Origin of the sequence: Bradyrhizobium sp. sBnM-33 (assembly GCF_032917945.1) — a bacterium.
Taxonomy (GTDB): Bacteria; Pseudomonadota; Alphaproteobacteria; order Rhizobiales; family Xanthobacteraceae; genus Bradyrhizobium.
This window is the reverse complement of record NZ_CP136624.1, coordinates 3,232,967-3,254,865: the sequence shown is the minus strand read 5'-3', so window position 1 is coordinate 3,254,865 and position 21,899 is coordinate 3,232,967. Positions and strand designations below refer to the sequence as shown.

The following is a 21,899-nucleotide window of genomic DNA, read 5'->3' as shown; positions in this document are numbered from 1 at the left end:
CCCGCGATCAGATTGCCTGCGTGACACAGGCCTCGACGAAATGTCGCTAAGCTCAACATGATGATGCAATACTTAGGCATTCGCTGCGGAAAGTCAACGGCGACACTCGCGGCGAGGATCAGAGCGCGTGCTTCCAATTCGGTTGCAGGTCGTGTCCGCGCCGGGAATCTGTAGACGGGATGACATGCGCTGCCTCCGCGCTGGTTTCTGCGCGCAAGCGCTTGGCAACTTCGCGGTCGCGCAGCCGTGTCGCGGCCCGATACGACAAACTCGCCGCCAACTATCTGACCTTCATTAGCTCGCATCAATCCGAATTTGCTACGCGCTTGTGAATCCAAGCTCCTAGCTGTCCCCCGAGCTGTTGCTCAAGGATGCGAGCCTGTGCGCCGACCGTCGTTTGGTCGGCAATCAATCGATCAGCGCTCTTAACGACACTCCGTACTGAGAGACGGGAAAGGGTCTGGCAAGCTCGATGCCGGTCTCATACATCCGGAAAAATGCATTTAAGTGACAATAGAATTCGTTTGTCTAACGTCCTTGCGAGATGACTCTTCAGATCATCGCTGAGGCGACGCGCAACGATGAAAGTGAGCGGGTCGAAAGAACCGTCGTTACCACTGTGGTTAAACTAAAGTTACGGAGACAACGTGTGCTCGAACCCGAGCCGAGTTGCGGCGTTACAAGGTGGAGCCCTATGTAATCGCTGCCGACATCTACGCCGCCTCCCATCACGTCGGCGATGGGGGCTGGACCTGGTACACAGGCTCTGCCGGATGGATGCAACGTGCCGGGCTCGAGAGTGTGAAGGATCGTCTCTACATATCGATCCCTGCATCCCCAACAGCAGGCCAGGCTTCGAGATAAGCTTCGCCGCCGTCCCGCCCAGCTACACATCAAGATCGAAAATCCGAAAGCGCGTCACACGCGGCGTCGCGGCGGCCCGGATGGATGGGACCTTGCTAACCCAGCGTCCTCTGCGTTTTGAACTGGCCGACGAATCTTACACATGAACTATCCATCACGTTAGGCTGAGGTCAGATCGAACGGTAAAAGCGAATTGGAGGACCATATGTCGCCAAATGTTTCGATAGAAAGACGTTACGGAGTTGTGTCTGCTGACGAGCGACGCGCCTTGGGTGGGCTTGAGTTCGTTCAACGGCTCGTTACCGGCGCATTGCCACTAAACACCATGGCCCGAACGCTAGGCTACGATATCGTTGAAGCGACGGCAGGACGGGTTATCGTAACCGCTGCCCCCTCGGCAGATCATCTCAATCCTGCGGGAACCGTGCATGGAGGCTTCGCAGCAACATTGCTCGATACCTGCATGGGACTCGCAGTTCTTACTACAATTGGAACGGGCTTCAGCTCAACGACACTGGAATTCAAGATCTCACTTTTGCGATCTCTGATGCCAGAGACGGGCCCGATAAGAGCTGAGGGGATCGTCATTACCAGTGGTAAGCGCATCGGTACCGCTGAAGGGCGTTTGACCGACAGCGAGGGTCGTCTTCTTGCGCACGGAACAACCACCTGCCTCATCTTCGATCGGTAGGATCGGGAGCTCAACTTCATGACGAAGATTGGTTCCTGGTCGGCGAATATCCCGAGCCTTGCACCTTGCCTGGCTACAGCAAGCCGGGGCGAAACACTGAAGCTCCGTCCCAGTGGATCCTGGACGGCTATTCACGCAAATGAGCTGGAGGGTCTCTCCGACGTAGCCTTGCCGAAGCTTCAACAGGCGACAACCCTGAAGATCGACATGACGGAGGTGCGTGAGCTCGACACCCTCGGCGCGTGGTTGCTTGAAAACTGTTACGACGCGCATCGGAGTCCGGCCGGCCAAGAAACATCGCCCAGTTGGCGAGTCCGCGAAACAGGTCCTACCGGAGATCCCGCTTCGACGGTGGAAGCACAAGCTCTACCTTCATTTATTCCAGACCCACATGCGGAAAGCGTCGGATTTCTGCGGTATCGATGCCGGTCGGTATCTCTCTTACTATGCGGTTAGCATGTCTATCACCGGATGTCTTTCGGTAGTCATAGCGGCGATCACCACGGCATCCATCACACCTTCGCCGATCCGCGGGCGGGCGCCGGCTTCAAGTTCATCCATTCAGCACAATGCCAACCCTGCTTACCGTGCTCTCGGTCTGAGACAGGGTGATTCATAACTCTAGGACATATGAACCAGGCGCGCCAAGATAGCCGGCCTCGCTTGCACCCCGCGCGCGACCGTCGCGTGCATTATGCGACCGAAGACAGATTCGACATTCTTGTCGTCGCTCTTGTTACCTGATGTAGCAACGTTAGTCTTGCTCAGGGTTGGCGGTATGATCAAAGCACTCGGGGCTGGCGTAATGGCTAATCCTCACTGCGGCTCTATCATTTGGACATCGCGAAGGCACTCGATGACGCTGACAATTCACCGGTGGCCGCTCGGGTAGCTTCGGCCCCAAATCGGGCCGCCAATCATGCGTCTGACTTTTTCGTACGGCTGACCTCCGTGTTCAGAACTTGTCTTTGATTGCGATATTTTTCCAAAAGCGCGCCGCCCCCGCGCGTTGGGAACGCAAATTGAGGCGCGTGTCGCGGCTGGGCCTCGCGTCCATCTGTTGCGCGCGACGAGCTTGCACCAAATTGCGCGTTAGGAGATCCGCGATCCAACCTGCGCCTCTAGACGGAGGTTCGCGATCGGGGCGCTCCCGGAGCGTGCGAGCAGCTATACAGCCGTCGAGCTTGGTCGACAAAGCAGTCGAAAATCGCGGAGAGAGGCAGGTATCAGGGCGCATTTCCAAGAGAATGGAATATCCTACAGAGCTGCACCAGACTAGGAGCGCTCCATGATGCCTATTGGGCCATCAATGCGGCGATTTGGGTTTGCATGATCATAGCTTGGGTCATGGTGCCGAATGTCAGACGGTCGGAGCGATAGCGCGTGAAGGCGCCCATCACGATTAGATCAGCTTCGCGAGCCAGGCATTCTTGAAGCAGAGTCGCACCTTCTGAAGCGCGTTGCAGCGGTAGTGTCACATCTCCGCCCGGACCCCATGACAGCGTAGATACTCCACCAGCTTAGCGCCAGAGGATGTGCAGGGCTGACCTCCGACTATCACAACCACGATTTGGACGCTCTTCCGAAGGAGCGGCAACGCGAACCGAACCGCCCGCGCCGCTTCAACATTCCCATTCCAGGCGACCACCGTTCGGCCACCGATTCGAGAAACCGCCCGCGGAATCAACAGCACGGGAGAACCCGTCTCCCGAATAGCGCTCTCTAGCGAAAGATTGGGCCAAGCCGATTCGGCCGCAGACGGACGCGTGATCACGATCAAATCAGAGATCCGGCCATTCGCTGCAATCAAGTCCGGCTCTGTGCCCGGCAGTGCCGAGAAACGGCCTGATAAACCGCTGTCCAGCGGAACTATCGTTGTTGCAGTTTCGAGGCGGCGCGAAAACAGGACGAGAGCGGCTCGCTGCAGCTCTGTGCCGTCGGGAAGGGCTATCTCGCCGGCAGGTTTGCAATCGATCACGTCGACCGTAATCGAAGCTGCATCCAAGGGTGCAGCGTAAAGTGCTTCGACGCTAGATCCGAATTGATTCGCCAGCAGAAACGCCACGTCCAGGGCGGCGGCGTCCTCTTGCGTACCTCGGATCGGAGCAAGGATTTTCTTGAACATCGGGCTCGTCCAACCTCGCGCCCCTCGCCTTACATTTCACGGTTATAAGTTCTAGACCGCTGGATGCCATCAATCAATGCGATAACAAGACAGGGATCTGAAGTGCGGATTGAAAGATGTTCCGGGTCGCGCCACCAAAGAGGAACTCCCGCTCCATGTCGTGTGCGAAACCTCCCATTACTACAAGACCAGCTTCAATTTCCGCTGCATGGCCGAGAAGAATGTCACCGACACTCCGATTTCCGCGCTGCAAAAGGTCGAAGCGCGCGCGCACTCCCCATCGGCCGAGATAACGGCAAACTTCGTCGCCGGACTCCGAGACTCGACGTTCCTTGTCATCAGCCACCGTCGTGACCACCACTTCCCGCGCATGGGTCAATACCGGCAAAGCATCGTGCAATGCTCGAGCGGCGGAGCGCGTGCCATCCCAGGCAACTAGGACTCTTTCCGCTGCCGGCGTATGAGCACCGCCTGGGACGAGGATGATCGGGCGGCCACTCCCAAAGAGCGCAGCTTGTACAAGCCCCTGGCGGGGATGACGCAACGAGCGGCAGACGTCGAAGATTACGACGTCGCGTGCTTGTGCAGTGTCGATCAACTTCTCACGGAGCGCTGAAGAAGGAGGCTGCGCCACCACGGTGCAAGTCACTCCTGCGCGACTTGCCGCATCTTGAACAAGCTCGACCGTACGTGGCACGCACTCCTTAGCTAGCTGTTCGGCCACCTCGTCCCCGACTTGCATGAGATCGGGCTCGATCATCCCAGTGGCCGGGTCAGACTCTATTTCGGTTATCCATGCTGTGACATGTGCTCCAACCAGGCGAGCCAAAGCGCACGCGTAATTGGTCGCCTGTCCGGGAGCGTTCGTATAAACTGGCGTCGTGATTAGCAGTACGTCCTTCATGCCGCCCTGGTATCGTCGCTCTTGAGGTGCATCACACGTCTATTTGGTCACGCGAATGGCCTTTCGCAAGTCGACAACCTATGACATTGAACACCGTTTAGCTGGCGTGGATCGCTAAAACTGTAGCGGAGCGAATTTTTTTGATTGACCGAGAGTCCATGAGGGCCGCCCCAATAAGCGTCATTACAGACACGCGTCTGTTCTCGATATGCGCCTCGGATGGATCTCGAGCATGATTTCCTAAAACTGAATGCCATCTCCAAATTCGACTTGCTCCCAAGGTAACGATCTCCGATTCCAATCGCTTGACGGAGTATGCGCCCTCGGTCCAGTTCTTCACGAAGAAACTCGCAGACATCCTCGGGGCAGTCGGCCGTCAATAGTCGCCTTCGAGACCCTGAAACTTCATGCTTACCTACGCCAATTTCTAAATTGCAGCCCTTGGTGAAAGCACCGAAACGTTGATCTGCGCGTCGCAAAAATTTTCCGAGCACACGAGAACCTTGCGTCCTACTGCTGCTGTCAACCCTTACGTCACCGACCCGTCAGCTTCGCGACGTTTTTGAAGTACTCACCATGCCTGCATAAATGCGCTCGATTAATTTCAGACATCAAAAGTGCAAACCGGAATTTAACGAGCCGCCTCAGTCTGATACTGTCTTCGCAATGAAGACTGTTTCATCGAATTCTCCTTACAAAATGACGCAGCAAGCAGTGATAGCTTGCGTTCTAAACGGACGCGTCGTTCCGAGAAGGATCCCGCGACCGAGTTCGAAGAGACCCATAGCATGTTCGCGCATTATTTCGGCCTGAGCTCTATACTGCGCTTCCGAAAGCTTGATGATTTCTGCTCCGTTATTCGAACAAGCGAGCCGGCTCACAAGCTGTAGCGCCTCGAGATGACTAGCAGCTACCAACCTTGCCGTGACTAGTCCGTAATTCGAGACGCATTTGGTGACTTCCAGGGTCGCCTCCGAAACGGCTCGATGGCTATCTGCCTCAGGGTACATCGACCTACCCATCAGTTTATCCCCTGACCGATCTCAGAGTAGATCGGCTCATTTGCCTGGCGAGTTGATGGCGGCATGCTCTCGATCCCTTGGATTGGAGGGGACACACTCAGCGCCAGCTAGCGGATTGAATTGAATGCGATTTCGCAACATCAGGGGCTTGGCAGCCAGGTCAGTTCGCCAGTTCGCCAAGCGTCCAAGCATGGCACTCAACCCGACCAACGAGATTAAGATTTGGGAAGTTAACCCGGCGGCTGAGGCCAGCCGGGATTACTGGCCCTTCTTAAGAAGGCCTGCGTGGCCGGAACGCAATTTCTTGTTCAGTTGGCGATCCAACTATAGGAATCAAGCTAGCTGCTCCGGGGCGCGCCGATTTGACGCGACATTTCAGATCACGTCGAGACACCCGACGTCATCTCAGGCCCTTCACCGCTTGGAAGCGTCTATTAGCATTCGGTGATGGCAAAACGATCGATTGGAATGATGAAAACGGGTTAGACTGGGAGATTAACCATTGCTGGCATCCTGCCGTAGGCATTCGGCTGCAGGCTTGTCCGATGACGTGACAGCCGACTCGATGCGTTCTCCTCTCTGTACGGGTGAAATCGGCGTCCGCTTGTATCACGAGGCGCCGGGCCAGCAGCTTGCGAATGTGGAAGACAAGACGAGCGAGCCTGAATGCGATCGAAAGGCGCGCATCAACCGGCTTGGGCACACCGAAATCACCAAACGTCGCATAAATTGCAAACGCAGAGCTAAACTCGCGTGCTTCCCGTATACGAGGCCGGATCGCTTGCCGGGAACGACTGGATCGAACCCTCGTCAACGGTCCTATCTTGGGCTCCCTCTGCCGGGAGCGGGTGCGGTTTGCGGGCGGGGGTCGCAGAGACTTCCGACGGACCTCCAAGGAGTTGACGTAGGACGTACTGCAGGATGCCCCCGTGGCGGATGTAGAGCACTTCTTGCGGGGTCTCGATGCGGGCACTGACCTCGAACTCGACTGCGCTACCGTCCTCGCGGCGAGCGCGCACCTTCAAGCGGCGCGATTGCGCGAAGCCGCTCGCGACGCCGGTGGTGACTCCGTCAATATCGAAAATCTCCGACCCGGTGAGTCCGAGGCTGGCTACCGAGGACCCGTCCGCGAACTGGAGGGGCAGTATGCCCATGCCAACGAGGTTCGACCGGTGAATCCGCTCGAAGCTTTCGGCGATAACGGCTCGCACCCCCTGGAGGTAGGGGCCTTTCGCCGCCCAGTCCCGGCTGGAGCCGGATCCATAATCCTTGCCGGCGAGTACCAGAAGAGGAATGCCCTTCTCCAGATAGCGCTGGCTCGCCTCGTAAATTGAAGTCACTTCGTGACGTGGCAGATAGGTCGTGTAGCCGCCTTCTGTTCCCGGAGCGAGCCGGTTGCGAATGCGAACGTTCGCAAAAGTGCCACGAACCATTACCTCGTGATTGCCGCGTCGTGACCCGTATGAGTTAAAGTCCTTTGGTGCAACGGCTTCCGAAACGAGGTACTCTCCGGCAGGTGACTGCACCTGGATCGTTCCTGCGGGCGAGATGTGATCCGTGGTGATGCTGTCCCCAAACACTGCGAGCGCGCGAGCACCACGGATGTTCTCGACTTCCAGAGGAGCTTTGCGGGGCATCTTCTCGAAGAATGGCGGACTCCGGACATAGGTGGAAGTCTGGTCCCAATTGTAAATGTTTCCCGTGGGTGCCTGCAGCGTGCGCCACTGTTCATCGCCGGCGAAAATCTCGCGGTAGTTCTCGAGGTAAAGTTTCGAACCGGTCGCCTCACGCATGGTCAGCCGGATTTCCTCCTGACTCGGCCAAATGTCGCGCAGAAATACGGGGCGTCCCTCTCGATCATGCCCTAGCGGCTCGGTTTCGAGATCGATTGTGATCCGTCCGGCGAGCGCGAAAGCAACGACGAGCGGCGGTGACATCAAATAATTGGCACGTACTTCCGAATGGATACGACCTTCAAAGTTGCGATTCCCGGACAGCGCTGCGGCGACGACGAGGTTCCTGCGCTCGATCTCCTCCGATATCTCGGTTGGAAGAGGTCCGGAATTCCCGATGCAGGTGGTGCAACCATAGCCGACCAGGTTGAAACCGAGTTGTTCGAGATAGGGCGTGAGTCCTGCGCGTTCGTAGTAAGCGGTCACCACGCGCGAGCCCGGCGCGAGGGAGGTCTTGACCCAAGGTTGCCGGCTGAGGCCACGTTCGACCGCACGCTTAGCAAGCAGGCCAGCGGCCAACATGACCGACGGATTTGATGTGTTGGTGCAGCTTGTAATGGCAGCGATGACGATCGAGCCGTGCTCCAGGACGTCGGCGCCACCCACCACGGGATGGAGCGGGCCGCCTCCAAAATCCCCTGCGCTCGATTCACCCCACACATCCAGTCGCTCATGGTGCGAGGTGCGAGCATCGGCGCCTTTTCGACTGCGCGGAGAGCTAGGCGGCAAGAGCGATGGCAAACAAGCCTCGAAGGCCACTTTGGCGCGCCTAAGAGACACACGGTCCTGAGGGCGACCAGGACCGGCAATGCTGGGCTCAACCTCGCTGAGATCAAGCTCTAGCGTGTCGCTGAACATCGGCTCGGGCGCGGTGCTGTCATGGAAAAGCCCCTGCTCCTTCATATAGGCCTCGACGAGCGCCACCCGCTCCTCCGAGCGAGCTGTTAGCCGGAGATAGTCCAACGTCAAGGTATCAATCGGAAAGATCGCGCATGTCGACCCGTATTCTGGAGACATGTTACCGATGGTCGCGCGGTCCACCACGGGAACGTTGCTCACACCCGGCCCACAGAACTCCACGAACCGGCCCACCACTCCCTTCTTGCGCAGCATCTGTGTCACGGTGAGCACGAGGTCCGTCGCGGTCACGCCTTCGCGGAGCTTGCCCGTCAGCTTGAAGCCGACGACTTCTGGGATGAGCATTGAAATAGGCTGGCCGAGCATTGCCGCCTCGGCCTCGATACCCCCGACACCCCAGCCGAGGATGCCGAGGCCGTTCACCATCGGCGTGTGAGAGTCGGTCCCGACCAGCGTATCCGGATAGGCGAGCGGGAGCACAGCACCGCTTGCGGGATTTCCCTTCGAGTCCTCGTCCGCTCCGAACACCACGCGCGCCAGATATTCGATGTTGACCTGATGGCAGATGCCGCTGTTCGGCGGCGCGACCCGGAAGTTCTTGAAGGCCTGCTGGCCCCATTTGAGCAGCGCATAGCGCTCCCCGTTGCGCATATAGTCGAGCTTTTGGTTGATCGCCATGGCGCCGGGCACGCCGAACGCGTCGGCTTGGATGGAATGGTCGATGACAAGTTCGACCGGCTGCAGCGGATTGATTTTAGCGGGATCGCCGCCGAGGCGAACCATGGCGTCGCGCATCGCGGCGAGATCGACGATTGCCGGAACGCCCGTGAAATCCTGCAGCAGGACGCGGGCCGGCTGAAATGCGATCTCGGCGCGCTCGGGCGAATTCGGTCGCCAACCCGCCAGCGCCTCGATGTCGGCGCGCGTCACGGAAGAGCCATTTTCGGTTCGCAGCAAGTTTTCAAGCAGGATGCGAAGCGAATACGGTAGACGCTCCACGGCAAAACCGTGTCGCTTGAGCGCGTCGAGGCGGTAGATCGTGTAGGCGCGATGTCCGACCTTCAGCTGTGAGGCAGTTCGGAAGCTGTCCATGTATTCCTCCGTTCCAATCGATTCATCATTTTCCAGCCTTGTGCGTGAGCATTCCCATTTGCAGGAGGCGAGCCTTCCAGATGCAATTCCGGCAGTACGTCCGTCGCAGCACGCCGGGCTGGGGAAGTCGCGCCTTCATCAGCGGCGGCACGCTAAACGGGATACCGCAGAACCGCCGCAAGCGACTGCTCGTCCGGGATGTCGGCTTTGCGGACGCCGATCACCCGACCTCCTGCGGCAAGGACACGCGTGGCGATTTCGTCTATCAAACCATAATTGCCGTCGCCTTGTTGCTTGGCAAAGCTGACTGCGCCTTGGTCGTCGATGCGACCGGGAACGACCTGGTCAATGTCAACGAGGATCGTCTCGACGGCGCCGAACGTCGCCGCGCGAGCCGCTTGGGCGATGTCCGTTGTCGCGTGGCCAGTGTTGGCGCGTTGCCGGAACAACGTTTGCCAAGCCGCGACCTCATGCCGGTAGATCCCATCCAGAATCGGCCGAGCTCGCTCGGCGAGGTCGGCTTCGTTCAATCCCTCGGGGCTTCCCTCGATGAAGGGATCAGCGAGCTGCGGGTATGTGTTCACCGACCGGTAGATCGAAGCAAGCGGCTCGGCTGCCGCGAGGACGAGCGGGAGACCGCTTCCGCCCAACACGGGCCGTAGGGCACTGTCCACCCTCCGGGCGAACTGTCGCAGCAGCACTTTCTGACCTTCCCGGCCTTGGATTCGGCCGCTAGGCCAATGAGTGATCTCCCCAACACCGCGCACCGCTCTTCCGGCATCTACCGGCAGGCCTTCCACTTTGACCAAGACGGCGGGCAAGTCAGCCGACACTTCGACGAGACGCACGCCCCGTTGCGCCAGCGCCAAGACGTAACATGCATTGGGGAAGCTCACGCTTCGGAGCAGCGGCTTGACGTGAAACCGATCCGAAACCTCCAGGAGCCGCTCAAGGGAATTCGGAAGGCGAAAGGTTCGCACATTCTCCGGCGTCGCAAAGACGGCAAGGCTGTGTGCCTGAAAGCGCCAGAATTCGTCGTCGTCGACAAGATCATCGAGTTGCTCCCTTATCAGGGCCGCAGCGCGCCCGCCTTCAACGGAACGGATCTGCTCGACGGCCCTCTTGGTCAGGTTTTTGAGCTCGATGCGATCGCCTCTCGTCTGCTGAGTTACAGGAGTGGTAGGCAAATAGATCGAGACGCAAACATCGCCTCGATTGAACGCTAAAGCCGCAATATCCGCGGCAGTGGGGATATCGACGTACAGCATCCTAATGTCCTCCGTTTCTAAAGGAGACCAGTGCGGACGGATCGAGCTCAAACATCTCCAACGCTTAGTGATCGGCGTCCGATTGACTGACGAAATTATCTCCTGAACACCGGCAACTCTCCGGCTCGGCAGGCGAGCCGAGAACACTCATAGGCCGGCCTTGATCTCATCGATCGCGCGAACCATGAAGCCCTCCAGCACGCGTCGTACCTCAGCCTCGTCAGAAGGGATACCTGCAGCCTCGAGATCGTTGGCGACCTTGCGAATGACATCTTCATCGCCGGGTTCTTCGAAATCAGCGAGGACCACGGCGCTCGCATAGGCGTCGGCGTCCGCGCCTGATTTGCCGAGCCGTTCCGCGGCCCACAGGCCCACAATTTTATTTCGGCGGGCAATAGCCTTGAAGCGCAACGCCTCATCGTGCGCAAATTTGCTCTCGAACGCTTCCCCGCGCCTGGACAACTCGATCATTCCTATTTCCCTCCTATGTCGATCTCAACGGTAGCGACAACCGTCAAGAGAAGCGCACCGGCTGCTTCTGGCATCCGAATGAGGATACGCTTCCACCCACCGATGTGTCGCGCAGCGAAGTCACGTCGCACGATTGAATGTTGGTTCAAGCTGATGCGTTTCGTCCGATCACTGGATTCACGTCCTCGATTCTGATGACGTCCATATCTCTTTCTACGACGTATGGCATTCGATCTCCGACTCGTAGGCCGATCAACGCTGCGCCTAAACTCGACAAAACGGAGACGTCGCTCGGATCGGACGTGATATTTTCTGGCCAAACCAGCCGCGCTGTTTTTCGGCGAATGCCTCGGTTCGTCCAGTACGCGACCCAGGATCCCACCGTCACAAGTGACTTGACATCGTAAGCGTCGTCCGAGACGACTTTTGCCCTCTTGATTTCGGTGAGCAAAAATGGCGCGGACTTGTCACCTCGCTGCGCAGAGAGCAGCGCGAGCTGCTCAAGTCGGGGGTGGTCGGACGCGGTTAAGGTGATTGAAGGTAGAGACATTATTGCACTCCTCTAAAGGCAACCGAGGCGAACCTAGGAAGGAACCATGAAGCAGATTTTTTGATGTGAAGTGATACCGGACCGCAGCAAGCGCTACCGTCCGCTAGAAGCCTGATTAAGCGTCCGCCGTGCAGAAAAGAGCGGGTAAGCAGCGTGTCCATTCCAGTCGCGCAGATCATAACAGACCAAACATAGGCGCTTCTTGCGTCAAAACCATTGCGACGGAAGCACGCACCGTTTGGCGACGCTGTCGTGCGCAGCTGGACGCTGCGTCGACGTGGCCGGGGAAGGTCCTGCGATGGGCGCAGCGTAGCTGGCTCTCGTCCGAGAGCAATTAATCTAAGTTTCCAGATGCGCGGATCGGAGAATATTGCACATAGTCCCCACCGCTATCTCGAACAATCGCATCAGCGCTGCTCGCTCGGCACACGCGAATGCGCTGATTATTAGTCGGCCTTGATCGATCTGCGATAGCAGCTTGCGCAATGAGACCGGCTTGAGGCAGGTGAAGTTCAAAAAGCGCTGAAGGTAACATCGATGCAAAGGCTCACGAGCACATTCGTTGTTGCGTCGAGAAAGTGTTTTATCCCGGCGGGGTTCTCTACACCACCCAAGCCTGGATCGTGTTCACAGCGCCAATCACCTGCATAGGCGCGCGATCTTCGATGCGAAGAGACCAGCTTCGGCTCTTGTGCGTTATGTTCCCTCCCGCATGAACTCCGATCGGAGTCTACCGTCCGAACCGGTGATGAGGAATTTGCGGAGTCGCGATGCGGCGAACAACCATGCGTCGCGCATGGTGTTTTTACCGACGTTGCGACCGTGAGAACACTCCGATGGGGTGGATCCGACATTCACAAATCCTCTCCCCCGATCCGAAGCGGACGAACTTCCGAATTGGACCACGAAAGGACAATTGGATCGCTGCTCCAATTCGGCATCGGCGGTCACAACGCCGGGCAAAATGCCGCGCGCTTTAGACGGTCACCTCGCCATCGTCAGTAACGAGGCCGGCGTGAAGTGGATACTTTCGGCGCATTCATTTGCGGTGAATTGCAGAAGCTAAAAACGCAAGGTTTTGTTGGGCGACAGCAGTGCCGATTGCCCCTGGCGCGCGCCGATAACCGCCGAGGGCTTGTGCGTGAATGAGTTGGCGCCATATGGCCTGCTTGCCCGGTCAATGGCGTGCTTCAGCCGCCCGGGGATCGATCGGTTATATTCAGGAGCTACAAACAGCAATGCGTCGACTTTCTTCAGGGTATCCTTGAATGCACGAGTGACTGGCGGACAGTCCGCGTCATAATCATGACTGAAAAGCGGGAGATGCTTATGTAGCTGGTCATCTGCATCTCCTCCTGAGCAAGGGCCATAATTGGAATGGCGGGCTAACTTTAAGTCCAAATCCGCCGCGACCGGTTCCTTGTGATCGATCTCCACCACAACGTTCTTTTCAGAAAAGTCCCTTCTCTTGCGAGATTACAGCATCAATAACTTGAGCTCGATCTCAATCTTCGGCGCTGTTTCCTCGCGTGGTGCTTTTGATCCGGACGCATTCGAAACGGTGTCTCAGCGTCAGTTCAAAACATTTCCACCTTGGACGAATCAAGACGCCTAGTGCGAGCGGCCGGAACGCGGAATGCCGTCGGACCTACCGCTGGCGTCGTAGAGCGCGGTACGATCATCCATCACGACCACAATCTCAGGGCGCGTCGTCTGAACGCACGATCCCGCCTTCGCTTTCCAGTCGATTGATCTGTTTCACGTCCTGGCGCGTGAATTTCAAACGGACGCCAGCCCCCATGCTGCCATCCTCTTCGATAACGACGACTCCAAACTTCTCAAAGGCGCGGATCACAGCCTCGGCATCGCTTTCCGAATGGAGCCAAGCGCTGCCGCTTGCCTCCATCAAGGCTAACGTGTTGGCTGGAATTCCAGCAGCTCCCGCGAAATCCTCCCGGCTGATTCCAGTTAAGGCGCGCGCCGCGGCAATCAAACGTCCGGTCATTTTAGTCTCGGATCTCATGTTCACATCTCTTTGCTGGTTGGGAAAGATGCGTTGTTTTGCCTTAGCAAGTCGAGCGGTCGGCCATACAGCATTCCCAACAGAGTTGTCGGTAGCGCCGCGGACGACCGCGCAATTGCCGTCCTCTCCCACTCAAGGATCTTTTTCGAAGTGCTTGCGCGGACGGGCAATCGGGAGTTGCCACCCGCGACGGATCGCCATCAGGCGAAGTCCAAAGCACAGTGCTGCCCCGGCAATCGTTGTCGCGGTTGAGGGAATGTGCAACAGACTGCCTGCAACCACCACCGCCGCACCGGCCAAAGCGGCGACAGCATAAAAGATCGGCGCGCAGCACGGTTGGAATCTCGGCGACAAGGACATCGCGCGCCATGCCTCCGCCTATTCCCGTCACCATGCCGAGCAGCGCCGCCATGACCGGATTCAGGCCTAAGGCCAGCGCCTTTTGAGTGCCGGACACGGCGAACAGCGCCAGTCCCGCAGCGTCGAACAAGAGGACGGAGTTGTGCCACCGGTCGACGCCGGGAAACCAGCAGAAGGTGAGCACGCCCGCCAGAAGGGAGACGGCAAGATATCGCCAGTCACTGATCGCTGCGGGCGGAACCGCGCCAATCATCAGATCGCGCGTGATACCTCCGAAGTTTCCCGCCACGAACGACAGCACCAGAACACCGAACAAGTCGAGCCGGCGCTTGACGGCAGCGGTGGCCCCACTAAGCGCGAAGACAAAGGTCCCGATGAGGTCGAGTACCAAAAGCAGCATGTTCATCGCGGTCGGCCGCCATACGGGAGGTGAAGTCCATACTCTACACCTCCCGCGCCGATCAGACACAACAAATGCCGCTCCTAAGCCGCTGCCAGCCGAGCCCGCACAGTGACGATCAATGTTCCCACGCATTGCGACGTACTGGCGCTGGCTGAGCTACATCTGACAACGTGACGCAACGCCCGTACTCCCGTAACGACCCGGACATAGGTCCCTTCAAGAGAACGAGGCAGAAACAGGGTCCCGAACCATGGACATCAACGTCGACCAGTCCGGCCGGGCGGAGCCTCACCAGCAGACCGCCGATCGGGTCTTGTCAGCGCTCAACACCGATGCTGATGTCGGCCTGACCAGTGCCGAGGCCCGTTCGCGGCTCGACCGCTTCGGTAGGAACGAGCTCACCGCCGAAGAGCCCGTGCCTGCGTGGCGAAAATTTGTCGCTCAGTTCGCCGACGTCCTCGTCATCCTATTGCTCATTGCGGCACTCGTCTCCGCTGTGCTTTGGCTCTATGAGCGCGAATCCGCCTTGCCGTACGAGGCGATGGCAATCTCCGCGATCGTGCTTCTCAATGGCGTGATGGGCTATATCCAGCAAGCCCGGGCGGAGCAGGCTGTAGCCGCCTTGCAGCAGATTTCGGCGGCACACGCTAACGTCGTGAGAGACGGCGCCCCGCAGAGCATTGCGGCAGCCGAGATCGTGCCCGGCGACATCGTCCTCATCGAGGAAGGCGACACGGTCCCGGCCGATGCCCGGCTGCTCCAAACCGTCGTCCTGCAAACGGCGGAGGCGGCGCTCACCGGCGAGAGCCTGCCGACGTCGAAGAACAGCGCGCCGGTCGCGGGAGAGGCGGGACTTGGCGATCGGCGCAACATGGTTTTCAGCGGTACGTCGGCGACCTACGGGCGCGGGCGCGCGGTTGTCACCGCCACCGGTATGCAGACCGCGATGGGCCGTATCGCCGGCATGCTGAAGGCGGCGCAGCAGGAGACGACGCCGCTGCAAAAGGAGCTTGACCGCGTCGGCAAGCTGCTCGGACTTATCGTAGTCGTCATCCAGGAAGGCCACGTGAGATACAATCGACGAGAGAAAACTGGCGGACAACAGTCACAAGTCAGCCTATCCGCTCTCCGATGGGAAAACGCGCGTAAAGAATCATCCTGCGGTCTTGATCGAATTCATTCGTCTGATGGCGCCGGTAATCACGCTGACGAGATCCGCACCAAACTTGCCGCCTGATCCTTCCAAGAGCGTTAATAGAAGCCGTCGCGATGATGCGGCGGCTTTTCACACGGGAGAGGTCCAAGGTTCGATCGCTTGTGCCTCCACCATCAAGCCTTTACAATCAATAATATAGAGGATTGCTTCCCTCGAAGCGTGCCCCAAAAGATCTGGAGCACAACTATCGCGCGCTCGTCATTGACATCAACCTGAGCGGCCGTATGACCGGGTGGGAGGTTGCGAAACAGGCCCAACAGATCGAACCGAAGTTTCCGATCGTTTACATGACGGGTCCGCTGCTGACGATTGGGCCTCGCACGACGTGCCCAACAGCATCCTACTCGTGAAGCCCTTCGTCCCTGCCCAACTTGTCACGGCCGTGTCTCAGCTTTTGAACGTCGGTACTCCGAACAATTGACCGGCTTCAAGAAGGGGGCGTCCATATTTTTGGTCGAGGACAAGGCCCTGATTCGGATGATGATCGTCGAGATGCTCGAGGAGCTTGGGCATCGAGTAGTTGCCGAGGCGGGCAGTATTGAGGCGGCCGAACCGTTGGCCCGCACCTCCGCATTCGATTTAGCGGTTTTCGACATCAGCGTCGCTGGCTTCAATATCAGCCTCATTGCGGAGATCGTTGCGGCGCGGTCTGCTGTTCGTATTCGTCAGCGGGTATGGAGCGGCTGGTCGGCCAGCCGTGTTTGCCGACAAGCCAGTACTGCAAGCCATTCTTGATTGCACACTTCGCTGAAGTGATCAATTCAGCGATGGGCGTCAAGCCAGCTGTAAATTCACGTGCGATGTCCCTTGTGGGTGTCATGAGCTGACTTTGCGCACTGACCGCGCCTTGATCTGCTTTGCCTGTCTGCTGCTGGGTGATTAACCTGCCAAACTAAGACATTGCTGGACGCTGTGTTTCAAACATTGTTGCAAACATTCACTTTCATCAGACTACGCCTGAGAGTCTAAAAGCGAACCGACACCTCAAGTCCCGTTGGTATCGTGACGGTACGCAGCTGGGATGGCGGGGCGGCCGTGTTGGAAGTCTTGATTACCAAGCGAAGCCCGACCAGGTGGGAATGGCGGGTCTGTGACCGCTACGGGGCCACGATTATGGGCGGGTTTGAAAGCACCCGACCAGCGGCCAAGTACAGGGGTAACCGGGCGCTATTTCTACTGTTGTCTACCAGCTGGATACGGTGATCGCGCGAAGTCGCGCGCCAGAGTGCGAAACAGTGGTCGCCAGGTGAAGTCCAGCGGCATTTAAGAGGCTCCGGAGCGATCCGAGGCCCTTTGCACTGCGGGCCACACTACACGCTTATTCGAGGCCAAGTTGCTTGAGTTTTTTGTAGAGCAATTGACGGTGAATGCCGAGGCGGCGCGCGGCCTCTGCGCGATTTCCGGCGCAGGCCTCGAGCGCTCGCAGGATCATCGCGCGCTCCAGCGATTCGACTGCGACGTTCAAATCCCCGTCAAGTAACGTGAGATTGAATGGCACCCTAGTGGTATTCGAGGACTCGCCTAATAAAAACCCGAGATCACGCGCCTCGACCATGGGACTGCGCACCAGCGTCGAAACCCATTCCATTGCATTGCGCAGTTCACCAGCATTTCCCGGCCAGGGATGATCGAGCAGAGGCGCGACGACTTGAGCCAGGTGAGCGATGTGCCCGTCGTGCCGGCGTCCTCTCGATCACGATGACTGCACTTGCCGGTTAGGAAATGCGGGCCATCCATGCTCGTAAGCTCATGTCGTTCGGCGATAGCCACCAGAAGGTCTCCGCTGTCGTAAAGTGACATGTATGGCAGACCGATCGATCCGCCGCTCGACGGTCGGTCTTTCAATACTGTCAAAGCAATGACTCGCGAGCTGTGAAAGCGTGTTCGTTCATTACCACGCAATTCGTGTGATCGGTTCGCATTGCGCTTCGGCTGACGCGTTCAGCATCAACGTGGTCGTGGCGCTGCCCTGCACGTTCCATCTGAGACGAGCGCGCCGGACGTTGCTAGTAGAGGGGTGGGAAGGTGCGCGTTGGCTCGGGTCGCGCAAGCGCCTGGACGAGCCAACGCGGGGACCGCGAAATCTCCAGCAAAATAGCTGCTCTGAACTACCAATCAAATTCGTAGAACTTAGGCGTCAGCGGACTGTTCTCCTTTCAACGCCCGCGAGCTTCGCTCGCCGCACGGAAGCAGTAAAGCGGACCTATGCCAAGCAGAGGAAGTTGAAATGAAGACGCGTACGAATGCCGACCCCAACAATGTAAAGAATCAAACAATGGTGCTCGGAGCGATCTCCGTTTCGGATGTGGTCAAGTTCACAGCGTTAGCCTCGCTACTCGCAATCTTCATGGATGCCGCTATCGCCCACGCAATGCTCTGGGGAAATGACCCTTATTGGACTTACTGGCTTACCGACACGCTGCTTATGGCGACGGTGTTCGGCCTTGGCACCGCTTGGCTCGGAATCGGCCTGGTGCGAGGGGCAGCACTCACGACCGTGCATATGGTTTTGCTCACCACTTTTTATTGGTCGATTTCGCCAGTCGGCCTTCCGTCACATCCCGAGTGGCTGGATCTCGAGCATACCTGGATCACCGGACTGCCTGCTCATTTCGCCGTTTATTATCTTGGTTACGTGGTGGCGTTGTGGCTGTGGCAGCGCCGAGCCTCGGTGGAAAGGATTCAACGAGGGCGACCATTTTCTTCACCTGCTCGCCTAACCACGATGGCACTCGTGGTGTCGGTGGGCGTGGTGATCGTGGTAGGCGCGTTGCAAACCCTGGTTTTGCACGATTTTCCGGGCGTCGCATGGTTTGTGGTTCGGGTTGCCATCGCGTTCCCGTTTACCCTTTCTTGGTGGGTCATTGCGGGCACTGACCGTACTGCTGCTATTGGTGGCGGCATAATGACGGGTCTTCTGCTTACCACATACAGTCATTTCCTTGGCCCGAACGGTCTGCCTAATCAGTCATTTCGCCTCTTGGCTGAGAATCCACCGCCTGCCGTGGTGCATTGGCTGTCTTATCGTCAGGAATTCCTCGTCATCCTGCCGATCACCGTAATTGTTGCGGTTGCCGGCTACTTGATCGCCACTAGTTCAAGCCGCAGCCAGCTCGGCGAGTGGGGATGTAGGAGTGTCATAGGCGCTGTCGCGTCCTTGGTCGCGTTGCTGAGTCTTGGGATTGTCGCAGCCGCTTACACCGGGCCCGAAGCCAACTCCGCCGTCGTAAGCTCCAAAGGCATCGGAGGTATTGGGCAGACAGCCGGAAAGCAAAGTGAGTTGACGCCCACTTCAGCCACGCTTCGCATGAGCGTCGAGAACCGCAACACCCACAGAACACCCTTGCCGCCGCACGACCGAGTGGCGATCGATGCCCTGGTCCCAAGGGCCGACGGGACTAGCTATCGTATTGTAGCCACCGAACCAATGGTGTCGGACCCGCAGGGGCGCTTCACGACTTGGGCAGGAGTGGGCTTTGACGTCTGGCACCACGGGAGAAGCGGGATAGGCGTGGCGACCCTACCACCGACAAAGTCCAACGTGGCGGTCTATGCGCTGGGCAACGTTAGCGCGAATGGCAGATTGATAGCCGCAGGAGTACCAGTGCATGTGATGACCACTTCCAGAGAGGGAGCCAGACTGGAGATGCACGTCGGTGATCAGAACTTCCCGCTGCCGGCGGTTTCCAACGGCTATCTTCGAGTGGTCTGGCCTGATTACGAAGGCGGATACGAGCACGCCGGTGAGTACGCCCGATACGCTTGGGGCTCAGGGGTACTCGTTGTCTTGCTTTTGTTTGCGTTAGCTGCAGCGCGCCGAAGCAGAACCATGAAAGAAGGTTAAGCTGAAGCGGCACCGAGGACGATTGCCGGACCTGCTGCGAGACGTTTATACGAGAGAAGACAAAATGAATCGAAGCACGATCGAGGTGTTTGAAGATCATCTAAAGCTCAGAGTCGAGGGGGATCTGGATACTGACCTGCAGCGAAACTATTCCGAAGCGGTCGTGCTGCTGACCGAGAATTCCAACGCGCAGGGACATGACGCCATGCGCGCGTCTGCGAGGCGGCTTGCCGAACAACTTCCGAACAGTAAATTCGAATTCCTGTCCAAGCAGGTAAGCGGCCCCTACGCGCTTCTCGTCTGGCGAGCTCACTCCGATCGGTTCAATGTGAATGGCGGCGCCGATACCTTCCTGATCAAGGATGGGAAAATACAGATGCAGACGATCCACTACCAGTTGGTGAGCAACAAGGGCCGGCCGGGAGGTCTCGGGCAGCAGGACGGCCGTCGCCCCGCACGCACCAGCGACCACGATCCTGGGCGAACGGCCCCCGGACCAAATATCCCTGGACACCTACCCTCCGATCTCGAATGAAATTGGCCGCCAATCGCACTAAGACTGTGCTTAGCCTCCGAGGCATGAACATGGACTCCCCGAACGATCGCCCAATGTGTCCTGTGTGCAAGCACCGGATGGCACTGGCGTGCATCTCTCCCGGCGAGCGCGGCTTTGAGAAGCGGACGTTCCAGTGCTCAACCTGCGGGCGGACGGAGAAAGTCTCGATCGCGGTAGATCCGATGAACAGCAATGCGGTCGGCTGGCTCGCCGGCGAGCTCCGGCCGCCGCGCTGACAGCCCGCGCCGTTCGCGGGCAGCTTAGCTTAGCGCGGACCGACGATTGAAGATTCACGTTCAGACCAGACAGACCGAAGCCCCACGTACCGGAGGCACCGGCGGACGCGACCTTGGGCGGCAATGGACATAGGCCAGCGGCCGAATTGCCCGGTCCGAACGCCCGCCGAATTGCTCGATCAGATGGCGCGAAGCGAGAAAATAGTCCGTGGCGACGGCGAGGTGAGCGGCGTGAGGCCGGTGTCGGGTTGGCGGGCGTTAACGTCAGCGCCTTCGCTGCTGCAAGATCTGCACGCCGATCTGCTGACCATCCATGTAGCCGAGTAAGCGTCGGGCGCTCGCACCCCACGGGTCGATCCCGCCTGTCGGTGCTGCTACCGCTTCTGCTGCCGGCATCTGAAACTGGTCCGGATTCCGACCAGTATAGGCGAACGCGCCGCGCCAGCATTCCCGCTCTTGCCGCGCTTGGATCGATTTAGGGCATGTCGCAGCTAGCGTAAAATATGCACTCAAATCCCAAACAGTTTCGTTTGCCGGAAGAGTGCCCTGATGAAACACTGCTGTCACCGGGTGGTGCCATAGGGTCAAAGGAGGGAAACCGTCAGCGCGCAACAGCCGCTGAACTCCTTTCCCGCGCAATGCCTGAAGCCGGATTAGGCGGCCGAAAGCCTGGCGGACGGAGAGGTCCTTTGGGCATCATCGAGAACTTGGCCCGCAATTTGTCGCCTGATCCCGGGCAAGGACACGCTATGTCTACTGTTCAGATGCGACATTATCATGAGATGCGAGCAAAGGTGCGTGCCATGGCGCGCATCACGGTTCCTGATGATAATGAGAGGGACCAATCAGATCGCGAGGAGCACGGCGGGCCCGCTGCGGTATCGGGAGCTGGAGAGGCGTTTCCGCAGCGCGCACGCGCCACACAAAGGATAGCGGCGCTTGGTGAAATGACCGGGGGGATCGCTCACGATTTCAGGAATATCCTGACGATCATCGAGTCGGCCCTGCGACTGGCCGAGATGAATTCAGGGGCGCCGGAGAAGGTCAGCGCATATATCGCCGGCGCCAAGGACGGTGTTGATCGCGGCCTGCAGCTGACTTCACAGCTTCTGACCTTTGCGAAGCAGCATGAACGGGACCTTCGCGCGGGGAATGCAACCCAGCTAATTAGGAATCTTGAACTGTTCCTGAAATACGGCGCCGGCTCGGGGAATCGCATCGTCCTGGAACTTACCCACGACATTCCACAGTGCGTCCTTGATCCGTCGCAGTTCAATGCGGCGGTGCTTAACCTGATGCTGAACGCGCGGGATGCAATGCCCAATGGCGGCCTAGTTCGGATCAGCACAGACCGGTGGGAAGCCACAGGCGCGGGGCCCGACTCGCCCGCGCCCGGCGCTTATGTCCGCGTTCGCGTCCAGGACAGCGGACAGGGGATGTCTGCGGACGTGGTGCGAAGGATCTTCGATCCGCTCTTCACGACCAAAGGCGAGAAAGGGACCGGTTTGGGCTTACCGCAAGTGTTAGCTTTCATGCAACTGATCGGCGGCTACGTCAACGTCAGCAGCGAAGTCGGAATCGGAAGGACATTCGATCTCTTCTTCCCTCAGTCGAGCCCAGCGGGCTCTTCGGAACACGATAATGATCGAGCGAAGCATTGATTGCCGGCAGGCAAGAGGACGC

At 58.4% G+C, this 21,899-nt stretch carries 16 protein-coding genes and 2 pseudogenes; 8 read left to right on the top strand and 10 right to left on the bottom strand.

Features of this window, described 5'->3' with window-relative positions; translation table 11 throughout:
- Positions 1-684: 684 nt before the first annotated feature.
- Together RX328_RS43610 and RX328_RS15025 are read left to right on the top strand one after the other, a co-directional pair.
- A complete protein-coding gene (locus RX328_RS43610) occupies positions 685-864 on the top strand; it encodes a GH36-type glycosyl hydrolase domain-containing protein (RefSeq protein WP_213252461.1) in 180 nt (59 codons plus the stop codon).
- 205 nt (positions 865-1,069) lie between these two features.
- Positions 1,070-1,555: a PaaI family thioesterase gene (locus tag RX328_RS15025; RefSeq protein ID WP_213252460.1), complete on the top strand. Its 486-nt coding sequence runs from the start codon at positions 1,070-1,072 to the stop codon at positions 1,553-1,555.
- Positions 1,556-3,029: 1,474 nt separating this feature from the next.
- On the opposite strand, the gene RX328_RS15020 is transcribed toward RX328_RS15025, so the two are convergent.
- The 9 genes and pseudogenes from RX328_RS15020 to RX328_RS14980 form a co-directional block, all read right to left on the bottom strand.
- Positions 3,030-3,680 carry a hypothetical protein gene (locus tag RX328_RS15020; RefSeq protein ID WP_213252459.1) on the bottom strand — a complete coding sequence of 217 codons (651 nt, stop codon included), beginning with the start codon at positions 3,678-3,680 and terminating at the stop codon, positions 3,030-3,032.
- 73 nt (positions 3,681-3,753) lie between these two features.
- Positions 3,754-4,584, bottom strand: a complete 831-nt coding sequence (locus RX328_RS15015) for a universal stress protein (protein ID WP_213252458.1) — start codon at positions 4,582-4,584, stop codon at positions 3,754-3,756.
- A gap of 1,765 nt (positions 4,585-6,349) precedes the next feature.
- Entirely contained in the window at positions 6,350-9,289 is a 2,940-nt protein-coding gene (gene acnA / locus RX328_RS15010) for an aconitate hydratase AcnA (RefSeq protein WP_213252457.1), read from the bottom strand.
- A gap of 152 nt (positions 9,290-9,441) precedes the next feature.
- Complete coding sequence (locus RX328_RS15005) at positions 9,442-10,557, bottom strand: hypothetical protein (RefSeq protein WP_213252456.1); 1,116 nt, start codon at positions 10,555-10,557, stop codon at positions 9,442-9,444.
- Positions 10,558-10,704: 147 nt separating this feature from the next.
- Positions 10,705-11,028, bottom strand: a complete 324-nt coding sequence (locus tag RX328_RS15000) for a DUF1476 domain-containing protein (protein ID WP_213252455.1) — start codon at positions 11,026-11,028, stop codon at positions 10,705-10,707.
- Between the two features lie 145 nt (positions 11,029-11,173).
- Positions 11,174-11,578, bottom strand: coding sequence for a GreA/GreB family elongation factor (locus RX328_RS14995; protein ID WP_213252454.1), 405 nt, complete (start codon positions 11,576-11,578; stop codon positions 11,174-11,176).
- Positions 11,579-12,560: 982 nt separating this feature from the next.
- Positions 12,561-12,907, bottom strand: a pseudogene (locus RX328_RS14990) (NADPH-dependent FMN reductase); the annotation flags it as partial.
- A gap of 370 nt (positions 12,908-13,277) precedes the next feature.
- Positions 13,278-13,583, bottom strand: a complete 306-nt coding sequence (locus tag RX328_RS14985; RefSeq protein WP_249726536.1) for an XRE family transcriptional regulator — start codon at positions 13,581-13,583, stop codon at positions 13,278-13,280.
- Between the two features lie 61 nt (positions 13,584-13,644).
- On the bottom strand, positions 13,645-14,367 hold the full coding sequence (locus tag RX328_RS14980; protein ID WP_249726534.1) for a trimeric intracellular cation channel family protein: 723 nt from the start codon (positions 14,365-14,367) through the stop codon (positions 13,645-13,647).
- A gap of 247 nt (positions 14,368-14,614) precedes the next feature.
- Between RX328_RS14980 and RX328_RS14975 the strand changes: the two genes are divergently transcribed.
- The 3 genes and pseudogenes from RX328_RS14975 to RX328_RS14965 all read left to right on the top strand — a co-directional run bounded on the left by RX328_RS14975 (position 14,615) and on the right by RX328_RS14965 (position 16,315).
- Complete coding sequence (locus RX328_RS14975; RefSeq protein WP_213252453.1) at positions 14,615-15,601, top strand: HAD-IC family P-type ATPase; 987 nt, start codon at positions 14,615-14,617, stop codon at positions 15,599-15,601.
- A 164-nt stretch (positions 15,602-15,765) separates the two neighbouring features.
- Positions 15,766-16,001 (top strand): annotated as a pseudogene (locus tag RX328_RS14970) (response regulator); the annotation flags it as partial.
- The gene (locus tag RX328_RS14965) at positions 15,998-16,315 is read left to right on the top strand and encodes a response regulator (RefSeq protein ID WP_213252452.1); all 318 of its coding nucleotides are present in this window, start codon (positions 15,998-16,000) and stop codon (positions 16,313-16,315) included. The pseudogene RX328_RS14970 and the gene RX328_RS14965, both read left to right, overlap by 4 nt.
- 583 nt (positions 16,316-16,898) lie before the next feature.
- Here the strand turns inward: RX328_RS14965 and RX328_RS14960 are convergent.
- Positions 16,899-17,135 carry a helix-turn-helix domain-containing protein gene (locus tag RX328_RS14960; RefSeq protein WP_213252451.1) on the bottom strand — a complete coding sequence of 79 codons (237 nt, stop codon included), beginning with the start codon at positions 17,133-17,135 and terminating at the stop codon, positions 16,899-16,901.
- A 672-nt stretch (positions 17,136-17,807) separates the two neighbouring features.
- On the opposite strand from RX328_RS14960, the gene RX328_RS14955 reads away from it, so the two are divergent.
- The 3 genes from RX328_RS14955 to RX328_RS14945 all read left to right on the top strand — a co-directional run bounded on the left by RX328_RS14955 (position 17,808) and on the right by RX328_RS14945 (position 21,877).
- Positions 17,808-19,424, top strand: a complete 1,617-nt coding sequence (locus RX328_RS14955) for a hypothetical protein (RefSeq protein WP_213252450.1) — start codon at positions 17,808-17,810, stop codon at positions 19,422-19,424.
- Positions 19,425-19,446: 22 nt separating this feature from the next.
- Positions 19,447-19,959: a nuclear transport factor 2 family protein gene (locus tag RX328_RS14950; protein ID WP_213252449.1), complete on the top strand. Its 513-nt coding sequence runs from the start codon at positions 19,447-19,449 to the stop codon at positions 19,957-19,959.
- A gap of 946 nt (positions 19,960-20,905) precedes the next feature.
- Positions 20,906-21,877: a two-component system sensor histidine kinase NtrB gene (locus RX328_RS14945; RefSeq protein ID WP_317258740.1), complete on the top strand. Its 972-nt coding sequence runs from the start codon at positions 20,906-20,908 to the stop codon at positions 21,875-21,877.
- Positions 21,878-21,899 lie beyond the last annotated feature (22 nt).